This window comes from Mycobacterium sp. NGS34 (genome assembly GCF_059812845.1).
In genome coordinates this window covers 1-10,420 of the sequence record NZ_JCALDM010000035.1, presented here as the reverse complement: position 1 = coordinate 10,420, position 10,420 = coordinate 1, and the positions used below count along the sequence as shown (strand labels likewise).

12 protein-coding genes, 1 pseudogene and 1 riboswitch are annotated in these 10,420 nt (G+C 63.6%); of the genes and pseudogenes, 10 read left to right on the top strand and 3 right to left on the bottom strand.

Annotation, left to right across the window (positions count from 1 at the left end; genetic code table 11):
• Positions 1-864: site-specific integrase (locus tag AC5Y7V_RS31025; protein ID WP_499883760.1), on the bottom strand; the 864-nt coding region annotated here is incomplete at its 3' end.
• Positions 865-1,285: 421 nt separating this feature from the next.
• Positions 1,286-1,457: riboswitch (M-box (ykoK) riboswitch) on the top strand.
• A 299-nt stretch (positions 1,458-1,756) separates the two neighbouring features.
• Here AC5Y7V_RS31025 and AC5Y7V_RS31020 point away from each other — a divergent pair.
• Positions 1,757-2,058: pseudogene (locus AC5Y7V_RS31020) on the top strand (PE family protein).
• A 17-nt stretch (positions 2,059-2,075) separates the two neighbouring features.
• On the top strand, positions 2,076-3,323 hold the full coding sequence (locus AC5Y7V_RS31015; RefSeq protein ID WP_499883759.1) for a PPE family protein: 1,248 nt from the start codon (positions 2,076-2,078) through the stop codon (positions 3,321-3,323).
• 695 nt (positions 3,324-4,018) lie between these two features.
• Here the strand turns inward: AC5Y7V_RS31015 and AC5Y7V_RS31010 are convergent.
• A complete protein-coding gene (locus tag AC5Y7V_RS31010) occupies positions 4,019-5,044 on the bottom strand; it encodes a threonine synthase (RefSeq protein WP_499883763.1) in 1,026 nt (341 codons plus the stop codon).
• 218 nt (positions 5,045-5,262) lie between these two features.
• Complete coding sequence (locus tag AC5Y7V_RS31005; protein ID WP_499883758.1) at positions 5,263-5,433, bottom strand: hypothetical protein; 171 nt, start codon at positions 5,431-5,433, stop codon at positions 5,263-5,265.
• Between the two features lie 281 nt (positions 5,434-5,714).
• Between AC5Y7V_RS31005 and AC5Y7V_RS31000 the strand changes: the two genes are divergently transcribed.
• From AC5Y7V_RS31000 to AC5Y7V_RS30965, 8 genes are all read left to right on the top strand, one after another.
• Positions 5,715-6,347, top strand: a complete 633-nt coding sequence (locus tag AC5Y7V_RS31000) for a universal stress protein (protein WP_499883757.1) — start codon at positions 5,715-5,717, stop codon at positions 6,345-6,347.
• Between the two features lie 301 nt (positions 6,348-6,648).
• Positions 6,649-6,843 (top strand): hypothetical protein, encoded by a 195-nt coding sequence (locus AC5Y7V_RS30995; protein ID WP_499883756.1) that lies wholly within the window; start codon positions 6,649-6,651, stop codon positions 6,841-6,843.
• Between the two features lie 260 nt (positions 6,844-7,103).
• Positions 7,104-7,358, top strand: coding sequence for a hypothetical protein (locus AC5Y7V_RS30990; protein WP_499883755.1), 255 nt, complete (start codon positions 7,104-7,106; stop codon positions 7,356-7,358).
• 258 nt (positions 7,359-7,616) lie between these two features.
• Positions 7,617-7,913 carry a hypothetical protein gene (locus AC5Y7V_RS30985; RefSeq protein WP_499883754.1) on the top strand — a complete coding sequence of 99 codons (297 nt, stop codon included), beginning with the start codon at positions 7,617-7,619 and terminating at the stop codon, positions 7,911-7,913.
• Positions 7,910-8,260 (top strand): ATPase P, encoded by a 351-nt coding sequence (locus tag AC5Y7V_RS30980; protein WP_499883762.1) that lies wholly within the window; start codon positions 7,910-7,912, stop codon positions 8,258-8,260. Before AC5Y7V_RS30985 ends, AC5Y7V_RS30980 begins: the two co-directional genes overlap by 4 nt.
• Before the next feature lie 350 nt (positions 8,261-8,610).
• Positions 8,611-9,009 (top strand): putative copper homeostasis (lipo)protein LpqS, encoded by a 399-nt coding sequence (lpqS, locus tag AC5Y7V_RS30975; RefSeq protein ID WP_499883753.1) that lies wholly within the window; start codon positions 8,611-8,613, stop codon positions 9,007-9,009.
• Positions 9,010-9,373: 364 nt separating this feature from the next.
• Positions 9,374-9,829, top strand: coding sequence for a PPE family protein (locus AC5Y7V_RS30970; protein WP_499883752.1), 456 nt, complete (start codon positions 9,374-9,376; stop codon positions 9,827-9,829).
• Between the two features lie 41 nt (positions 9,830-9,870).
• Positions 9,871-10,420 (top strand): cation diffusion facilitator family transporter (locus tag AC5Y7V_RS30965; protein WP_499883761.1); only part of this gene is annotated, 550 nt, incomplete at its 3' end.

Below are 10,420 nucleotides of genomic sequence, written 5' to 3'. Positions count from 1 at the left end.
GAAGCTATGCCGGAAGCCGTGCACCAGGACTCCTCGCGCGCGCTGGCTGTCCAGCCCGGCCTTCTTGAAGGCACGTAGCACCCGGTACTGCAGCGCGCCGCGAGTAATGCGGTGACCGTCACTGCCGACGAACAATGGGGAAGTGGCCGGCCACGCGGCCAGTCCACCAGCAATGGGTCGCCGTTTGGTGCTGCCAGGGAAGCGGGCCGCTCGGGAGTCCAGGTAGGCCTCAAGTTCGTGAATCAGGGGCTGTTCCACCGGTATCCGGCGGTCCTTGTTGCCCTTGCCGTGCACCTGAACCACACCGCCCTCATTCGTCGGTCGGATGTCACGAATGTCGGCGCGCACGAGTTCGTCCGCGCGGAGTCCAGCGAGCACAGCCGTCAACACGATGGCCCGGTCGCGCTCGGCCCAGTCAGAGCGGCGGCTCGAACCGCGGTCGTCGTCGATCCCCCTCAGGAGCTCGGAGATCGTGTCAGCACCAAGGCCTTTCGGAAGCGTCTTCGCGACCTTGGGTCGGCCGATCAATGGCATCGGATTGCCGGCGACGAGCTCACCTGCGTAGAGAAAGTCGCACAATGTGTTCCAGTTCGACCAGCAGCGCCGGATCGATGCAGCCTCGTGGGTGTGGGCATAAGCTGCGAAGGCCGCCCGCATGGCATCTTTCGTAAGCGCACCTGGCGTCAGGTGCACCACGCCTCCGGGGGTACCAGCGAGCAGCGCGGCGATCGCGGTAAAGTCCTGTCGGTAGGCCTTGACGGTGTGTGGTGAGGGCTTGCGAATGGCCCGATCCCCCAGGAACGCCAAAAACCATTCTGGATAACGTAATTCACCATCATCGACGCGAGGCGGTGCCGGTGTCACCGAACAATGATCGCACGGTTTGGTGGATACAGCAGTTATCCATGACCCCGGCCCGGTTGAGGCTGCCGGCGGGCGGGGAGCGCTAAAGGATTGGACGCGCGGGCCAACCCTGCCTCGCACGCGCATACAAGAGCTGGGGTGGTTCGCAACCGGGAGGGCTACATTCTCCGCCCACGGCGGACGATGTAGAGCGTGTTGCATTGGCCACAGGTCTGCGGATATGTTGACGTGCCACGCGGATAGATTCCGATCGATGAGGTCAGGCCCTTTTGCGCGCCGACGTTCTCGGGCACCGGTTAATTGCGGCGTACAGGCCGAACGCACATTCTCACGCGGAGCATCGACGGCAGCTAGTCACGCGTTCGGTGGAGTCGACACGCCGGGTTGACGGGCATGGGCCGAAGTGCCAGTATTACGACCGCATGCACCTCGCTAGGTGAGGCGTCTGCACGGACACAGGCCGCTGACCTCGAACGTCGAAAGACGCCCAGGGTCAGGACAGCTCTTCCCGGCTTAAGGGTTGAGCCCAAGTGGCTTCCGGCTCAAGTCGGATACGCCGTGTGGTGCTAAAGCTCTGACGAGAGGGGTGCCGCGGTCGCGGTTCACTTTGCCGGGCCCGTCTCACCCCATTTGTGCAACTGTGGTGGCACCCCCGTGTGCCTTGGCCGTGAGGAGGTGAGAGCGAGATGAGTCTGGGTGATAGTCCCTATCCGAGTCCGAGATCGATGACCATTTCGTTCCGATCCGGCCCCGGCGCCGTTTTCGCTATCTGAGTCAGCTTGCGCTGATCGTTCTTTCACGCGCGTCTGCACATCGCTGACGCGTGGGGTCAGCGTGCGATTTAACACGCACGCAGCGGTCGGGCTTGGCCCGTCTCTCAAGGAGTGGTCCTATGTCATTCGCAAGTATCGTGCCAAAAACTTTGGCGGCGGCAGCCAATCTGCGCGGCATCGGCGCGGCAATGAGCGCCCAGAATACCGCCGCGGCCGTCCAGACCACAGGCCTGGTTGCCGCAGCGGCGGGACGAGGTATCGGCGCTGACCGCAACACAATTCGCCGCGCACGCCCAAATGCACCAGGGGGTGAGCGCCCCAGCGGCGCGGCCGCGATTCACCAAATGTTGTGACCAAGCTGACTGTCAGCGCCGGTTCGCTTGCAGCTACCGAAGCCGCCAACACAAGAGCAGCGCGCTAAAGAGAGGAGCAAGGGCAATGACTCTAGCAACGGATTTCGGCGCTTTACCGCCCGAAGTCAACTCGGCCAAAATCTATTCCGGCCCAGGTTCGGCTTCGATGCTGAGCGCCGCCACCGCCTGGAATGGGCTGGCCGCTGATCTGCGCTCGGCGGCGGCCTCCTATACTGCGGTGATCTTGGGGCTGACCAGCAACGCGTGGCGCGGCAGGGCGTCAACATTAATGGCGGCCGCGGCTGCGCCCTATGCAATGTGGATGAACACTACTGCGGCGCAAGCCGAGCAGACCGCTGTTCGGGCCACTGCGGCGGCGGCCGCGTATGAGGCCGCGCTCGCGGCGGCGGTGCCCCCACCGGTGATCGCAGCCAACCGCAGTTTGTTGATGTCGTTGATCGCGACCAACATCCTGGGGCAGAACACCCCAGCGATCGCGGCCACCGAAGCCCACTACGGCGAGATGTGGGCGCAGGACGCCACGGCGATGTATAGCTATGCCGGATCGTCGGCGGTCGCCACCGAGGTGACCCCGTTCAGCGCACCGCAGCAGAACGCCAGCGTTGGTGGGCTGGCCGACCAGGCCGCGGCGGTCACTCACACCACCGCCACGTCGGCCAACACGAGCACGCAGGCGGCGCTGTCGCAGCTGATGTCAGGGGTGCCCCCGGCGCTGCAGAACCTCGCGACACCCGCGTCCTCTGGGTCGGCGTTGTCGGGGAGTGGGACCATGCTGGGTACATTGGCTGCATCTGGCGGGTCGTCCTCATCGGGATCATCGGACATCTTGGGTTGGTTGATGAATTCGCCGCTGGGCCCCAACGCCAATATCTGGAACACCATATTCTCGTCCGGTTTCTTCATGCCAAGTAACACGGTCGCTCCTTTTCTGAGTCTGCTCGGTGCCGGCGCTGGAAGCGCGGTCGGGGAGGCGATGGGAGACGCTGCCGCCGGGGGGCTCGGTTCCGCGTTGGCAGGTCCGCTTGGCGGGCTCGCAGGCCTGGGCGGCGCGGTGTCTGCGGGCGCGGGCCAGGCGGCCTCGATCGGCTCACTGTCGGTGCCGGCGACCTGGACTGCGATTGCTCCGCCGATCAATTCTGTCGCTTCGGTTTTGGGAGGAACCCCGCTAACCGCTCCGCCAACGGTGGCAGGCGGCTTTCCCGGGATCCCCCTGGCAAGTATGGCCGGACGTGGGGCGGCCGGTACCGCCGTTGCGGATACCCGGTACTTGACCCGCCCCCCGATGCTGCCACACTGGCCAGCCGTCGGGTAACGGAAAGGGATGGAGTGCAGTTGATTTCAAGCCGGCCAACCCTGCGGACGTGGACACTAACCGCCACCAGTTTGAGAGATGGAGAAATTCAGGTGATCACACGTTTCATGACCACGAGATGCGCGCGTTGGCGGGCCGCTTCGACGTACACGCTCAAACGGTGGACGACCACCCCGCAAGATATGGGCGACACGCGTCAACGACCACGCGCTGCCCGACCACCAGACATGAATCCCGCAAACCGACCTATGCGCGACGCGCCCATGGGCGATGGCAATCTTGTGTCAGACGGGTCGAGCTTCCAGCCCGACTCCGACCTGGCATCCGAGATTTGCAAGCCGGTGGATGCCGTTGGGCACGCGCACGGTGGGCGGCCTTTCCAACCAGGACTTCAACACCACTATCGCGAGCGGTCATGGCTTGGGACCACGGAAATTAGCGCGATCGCCGAGGCGATGGTTGGCGAAAGCGTGGACGTGCGGAGTCTGCAATTTTTCCGCAAGAGGCCGACACAAAATTGGAGTGAAAGATTTCCACGAAAGCCCCTCCCTGTTGACGGCGGTCCGACCGGGGGCTGGTAGCGACGCGTCGCAACGGGAGCCTACTTTTCACCCGCCGTCAACACTCGAGCCTTGGCACACACGTGACGAAATACAATCGCTCGGTCGCTGATTCGCGCGATCGCGTCCGAAAGCTCATCGGCACATCCCCGCTGGCAACGCCTCCTCAAGGGCTGCCAGGGTCGGCTCGAGAACGGGGACATTGCTCAGGCGCCTTGCCGAAGCGCCCGGATCCTTCAGCCCGGTCGACGTTGACACCACCACCACCTCATCGGGGCCGATCCATTTGCTCGCGGCAAGTTGTTGAGCAGCCAGCAGCGTCAACACCGACGCGCCTTCTGCGTAAAAGCCTTCAGTTGAGGCCAATTCGCGTTGCATACCCGCGACCGCGTTGTCGCTTGGCTCGGCGACTGCTGTCCCATTGGTGGCTCTGATGGCATCCAATCCTTGGTAGGTCGCTACACGCGCGCCGACCGAGAACGCCATCGAGGCCCCTGTGGCAACTGTTGGCTGCTCGCCCTCTGGGGAACGCAGCCCGCGCGCATAGGCGCCGAAAGGATCGATCGCAACCAACCGCGGCATGCGCTCGGCCAGACCCAAACCGATAAGGTCGGAAAACCCTCGGCGAATACCGGCTAATCCATCGCCATGGGCTGTGGGCACCACAACAAGGTCGGGCGTTTCGCCGAGTTGTCGCCACAACTCGTAGGCGATCGTCTTATATCCCTCGATGCCGAAGGGATTCGATCCGATGGGGGGGATCACCAGCCCAGATATCGGCATCCAGCCGAACTCTTCGACTGCGGCCCGCAGCACCGACCATCGGCCTGGGCCTTTGTCGTAGGCGGCGACACAGGCGCCATACGCCTGCATCAGTACGTGCATCTCGCGCGGTACGGACGACACCGTGAGCACCACACAGCCCAGCCCCGCGGCCGCGGCGTAGGCCGCAACCGCTGCGCCATGGTTTCCGGTTGACGAGACAACGACCGTTGACGCTCCACACGCGACCGCCTTGGTGATCGCGACCGCCGCGAGCCTGTCTTTGTAGGACCACGTCGGATTGCGCGTTTCGTCTTTGAGCATGAGTCTGCGCAATCCCACTCGAGGACCCAGCCGGTTCAACGCAACCAGAGGCGTCGCACCTTCTCCCAGGCTCACCGCGACGTCGTCGGGCGCCAACGGCAGCAACTCGCGGAAACCGAAGATCCCCGGTTGGGAGGCCTCGCATGGCAAAACGCCAGCTGTCAACGCGTAAGCGGGGTTGACGTTGACTCCGATACCGCGACGTGCACACGCAGAGCATCCCAACGACGCTCGATCCTCGGGTGCATGCAATCCGCAACGGGGACAACACAACACCCCGAGATAGCGCGCGCTCACCGGCCCACGACGGCAAACTCGGCGTCGAATGTCGTGAACCACTCGGCCGCTTCATCGATCACAGCACCGCCACCCTCCACCATCAGACCATCCCACTTGACCCGTAGTAACGCATTGCGAAGATAGAAACCCACGCCGCGGGCGTTGAGCTGGTGCGGTGGTGTCAATCCTAGAACGGCGCACCCCGAATCTGTGACGTTAAGGCGAGGACAGGACGCCACCTTGACTCGCCGTGATCCGGTGGTTTTGCTGAGCCGTAATCACCAACGAGCGCAACGGCTTACCCAGCCACACATATGTTGATATTGCAATGTGCATGTTCGTGTCACGTGGCGTGTGCCCGTCCACGGCGGACCCGGGAAAGGAAGGTACGTAAGCGCCACTGCGAAGGTCCGTGTAGCCGGATCGATCTGGTAGCACAGTCAGGTGAGAGGATGCGCGCAGGGCGGTGCCCTGGCCGTGTTGCTTATCGTGCCAGGTGTTTGCCGCGCTATCATTCGGCTTGTTGCAGCTAGACGGGCTGTGTGCTCACGAGATTCGACTCGCCCCCGCGGATCGCGGGTGGGCCGCCGGACGTGACACTAGACGGCGGGAAGGGGTTTGGGTGTCCATTATTGCGGTAGGTGTCGATGGATCCCCCGGGTCGTTGGGGGCGCTACGGTGGGCGGTGGCCGAAGCGCGCCACCACGGCAGTGTCATACGCGCCGTTCATGCCTGGCAGCTGCCCTACCACCAGGGCTATGTCGGTCACCTGGCGCTCGGGCATCTTCGCGAGCCCCTCATCGAGGCAGCCCGCCAAACGCTACACGCCGCGCTCGCTGACCCCTGCATCGAGACCGCCGGGGTCGAGATCATGCCCGTCGTTGAGGAGGGCCCGGCGGCGCGGGTGTTGATCGCTGCGGGCGCCGACGCTGAGTTGCTGGTAGTGGGGTCACGCGGGTACGGGGGCTTTCGTGGGTTGTTATTGGGCTCTGTCAGCCAGCAGTGCGCCCAAGGCGCGCCGTGCCCGTTAGTCATCGTCCCGGGCGAACGTCGCGGTGCTGACGCCGCGGACGGGGGTGCGGACGGGGATGGCGAGTAGCCGACCGGCGACTGGCGGGAAGTGGACTCAAAGATTTGTCCGACAGCGCGGCGGCCGCAAACTGCGTCGCAGATCCGTTCGCATCTTCAAGCATGAGTGACGACCGTGTCGTGGCTGGGCAACGGTCGTGTAACAACCCTTTGACTGGGTTGGCGGCGGCGGCATTCGCGGCGGGTCTGGTTGGGAGCTGGTTGAAATCGCCTCAGGCGTGTGGGCTGTTGGAGCTGCCGCTTGGCGCGGGTGGTGTCCCCGTGGCGGTGCCGCGTTAAGGGATCTTTTGCGGCGTAAGATCACTATTAACTTGCTGGTCAGCGTGGCGGCGATCGAGGCGGTGTGTTTAGGTCAGGCCGCGGTGGTGTTCTTCTTCGCACTGGGCGAGGCTTTCGAGGCGTTCGGCGAGACCCGTTTACAGAAAGCAGTATTCGAATTGATCGACCGCTCCTCTAAGACCGCCCACCGTGCCGATGGCCGTGTGCTACCGGTCGATCAGGTGTAGCCCGCCGCGATCGTGGCGGTCCGTCCCGCAGACTCAGTGCCCCTCGATGGGGTCGTGGTGGGCGCCGAGTCGCCGGTGGCTGAGGCCAGTATTATCCGGTGGAAGCGGGCCCAAAGGGAAGTTTGGCGGTGAAACCGTGTTCGTGGGCACGCTCAACCTGAGCGGTTATTTGGAAAATTGAAGTCACTAAAGCCGCCCCGGACAATGTTCCGGCGAACGTCACACGCCGATCGAGCAGGCCCAGAAATCCCGTCCGCAAGATGCAGGACTTTCTGGACCGGTTCGCCAGTTACTATCTTCCCGCGGCCGTGGGCATGGCCGTACTGATAGCGGTGGTGCCGCCGCTGCTGAGGGGCCAAGTATTCGGCATATGGTTCGGTCGCGCGCTCGTCCTACTCGTCTTGGCCTGCCCGGATGCCCTGGTCGTGTCGGCGCTGGTTGTGGTCGCCGAGGGCGGGCTGATCGGCGGCGCGGCGAAAATGAGGGTTCTGATCAAGGGTGGCCGCTATCTGTGAGGTGCTCAGCCAGATCCGAGTCGCCGCCTTCGACCAGACCACGACACTGACCGTCGGTGTAGCGGTGATCACCGAAGTCATCGCTTTGCACGGCGCCACCGACTTCGATGTGCTCGCCGAGGCTGCGGGCCTGGAGAAATTCTCCTCACACCTCTTGCGGCGGCGATCGCCACCGCCGCTGCGCACAAAGGTGTCACGGCGCACCGCATGGGCAACTTCGCAAACCTTGCCGGGTGAGGAGCCATCGCCAAATGTCTCGTGTGCGCTACCAGCGCGCACGCCATCGGCAATCTGCAACACCTCGGCGCGAGCGCCGCGACCTGCGATGACGTGTTGCGGAAAGTGCAATGGCTGGAGATCGCCGGGCAGACCGCGATGCTGGTGAGCGAAGACCACACTGTCATCGGGGTGATCGGCATCAGCGGCGAGTTGCGTCCCGAGGCGCCCCGCGTGGTGGCCGCGCAGCACCGGCTAGGTGTACGGCGGATTACTGCCCGAGCAAAGACCGAAACTGGACGAGCGGCTGCAGACCACCTTCCGGGCGGGTGGCGATGATCGGTGACGGCGCCAATGATGCGCCCAGCCTGGTCCACGCCGATATCGGCATCGCGATGGGCGCCGGGTCCGACGTGGCGATCGAGACCGCCGACGTCACCCTGATGAACGATGCGATCGGCACCATTCCCTACCGTGTGGGCCTGGGGCAGAAGACCTTCCGGGTAGTCAAGCCGAACGTGTATGGATCAGTGATCATCAAAGGACTGATCTTGCTCGCCGGCATCGCCCCCATCGCCGGAATGGCCGGAATGAGCCCAGCCATCGCCATCGACGCGTTCACCGCGATTGTGGTAGTGCTCAATGGACTACGCCTCTTCGGTGATCACCACGCGGCAACGCCATGATGTTCCACACAACGGACGGGATCAGTGGCCTCGGCCGGCTTCGGTTTGGACTCATTTGATCGAGATCTCCATTCCAGGGGACACTTGTTGTATTTGGAAACCCCAGACCCGCTGACCAAGCGTCAGATTCGATGACGGTGACGAAGCCGCCGCATCTGAGATACTGCGCTCGCCTTAGACCCATCTCCTTGGTGCTCGGCTGCGCGAGGATATCGGCACTCAACGTTTCGCGGCCGCACACGCGTTCAACCAAGAGTCTCCTGAGCGCCGTGACGGTCCGATGCATAAATGGCATCAGGGCCGCAACGTTGGATACCCGGCGTTGAACTGCTGCTACATTTGAAGGCACTGTGCCTCGCGACGTAACCAGACAGCCACTTGTGCGATGGGTTATTGTCATCGCGGCCGCAGTCTGGCTACTCGGTGGCACCGCCGAGCATGCTCGGCACGCGACTGTCACGCTCGATGCGGCCCACGGCTCGAGCACCTCAGCCCGTGGTGTCTTCGCGGTCAACGCGGACCACACGCAGTGCGATCGAGGTTTGTCGCCGTCGTGTCCCGAATCGGCGGCTGTGGGGGATCTCCCTCGTTGGGTCGCCGGTTTTCTCACGTTCGGCGTGCTCGCACTGGTTGCGACCGTCGGCTTGTGCTTTGACTGTCTGCAGAGCAGACGAGGCCCGCCTCGGGGGCCAGTCTTTGTTGTCACCGGCCACGACATGTTGACGCGGTTCTGTCTCGCGCGGCGCTGATAGATCAGCGTCAAATCGTTCGACGCTGCGTTGGGCGGCGGTGATTCTTACTCGTTCGACGCGTCCTCGGTATCGACGAAATCGACGGATTGACTCGCCGACACCCTGAGTTATCTGTCAATCGAACTGCATCGAGTCATCGGATGTACCGGCTCCCGCCGTGCCGTCCTCGGATATGTGACACCACCACTGAAGCGACCCCGCTGAGTGTGTGGGTCGCTTTCGCAAAACCTACGTCGTACAGGAGTACGCAATGCCCTACCACAGCCGCACACCCAAGTCAGTGGCTGCGGTCGCCGACATGACATATCCCGGTTGGCCACAGAACTTAGCGACACACGCAACGACAGCGCCGACTACCGGAATGGTCAGCAACGCCTCCACGTTGCTATCGGCTTCGTCACCAACGGAATCCGCAACGGATCTGCCGGTCAACGAGGTCGATTTTGGAGCATTACCGTCGGAGATCATCTCCGCCAGACTGTATTGCGGTCCCGGAGTGGGCCCGATGTTGGTCGCTGCTTGTGTGTGGGATGGACTGGCCGAACTCTATTCCACTGCAGCGCCTTTCGACGCGGTGATTTCTGGACTAGATGACTCGTGGCACGGTCGTGCGGCGGCATCGATGGCTGACGCGGTCGCGCCGTACCTCAAATGGCTGGCCCCCACCGCCGAGCGGGCCGCAACGCAGGTTAGGGCGGCAGTGACCGCCTACGAGACGGCGCTGACGATCACGGTCTCACCGTCGGGATTTTCACGCGTAGATGCGCCGGAGTCGGCAGTCATCATGCGCGGCGTGCTCATGGGGAGCGCATCATGACCGCACTCAATTCGGCGGTAACCGTGGGGATCGTGAGCGACATGTGTTGCGCCGCAATCGCTCATGAATCCGCGGCGGCGCGCGGGCTCGATGCCCGATGGCATCGGGCCGCGCGATGGGCGCGGCAATTGGCGTGGGTCAGTCTGGTGTTCGTGGTCGTCGATGGGGGAATCGGCCTGTGGCAGGGTGTGGCCGCGGGATCGATCGCGCTGACCGCATGGGCGTTGGGCAGCGGGCCCGAAGCGATGGCCAGCCTCATCGTGATCTGGCGGTTTAGCGGCTGGCGCACCCTGTCCGAGACGGCAGAGCTTCGCGCGCAACGGGGCGTGGCAGTGTCATTTTGGCTCAGCGCTCCCTATATCGGCGCGGAGTCCATCCACCACCTGTTCAAGGATCACGCGTCGCACCCTACGTCGGTAGGCATTGTGTTGACGGGGGCCGCGTTGTTGCTGATGCCGCTCCTGGGGCGCGCGCAGCACAAGCTCGGCGGACGCTTGGGGTCGACTGCCACAGTCGGCAAAGGAATCCAAACTTACCTTTGTGCTGCTCAGGCCGCCGCGGTTCTGCTAGGCCTGGCGGTCACCGTCATGT

Bases quoted from the DNA above. Each gene is read 5' to 3' on its own strand.
- AC5Y7V_RS30970 (WP_499883752.1), top strand. From the start codon at position 9,374: ATGGTCAGCAACGCCTCCACGTTGCTATCGGCTTCGTCACCAACGGAA.
- AC5Y7V_RS30990 (WP_499883755.1), top strand. From the start codon at position 7,104: ATGCAGGACTTTCTGGACCGGTTCGCCAGTTACTATCTTCCCGCGGCC.
- AC5Y7V_RS30980 (WP_499883762.1), top strand. From the start codon at position 7,910: ATGATCGGTGACGGCGCCAATGATGCGCCCAGCCTGGTCCACGCCGAT.
- AC5Y7V_RS31015 (WP_499883759.1), top strand. From the start codon at position 2,076: ATGACTCTAGCAACGGATTTCGGCGCTTTACCGCCCGAAGTCAACTCG.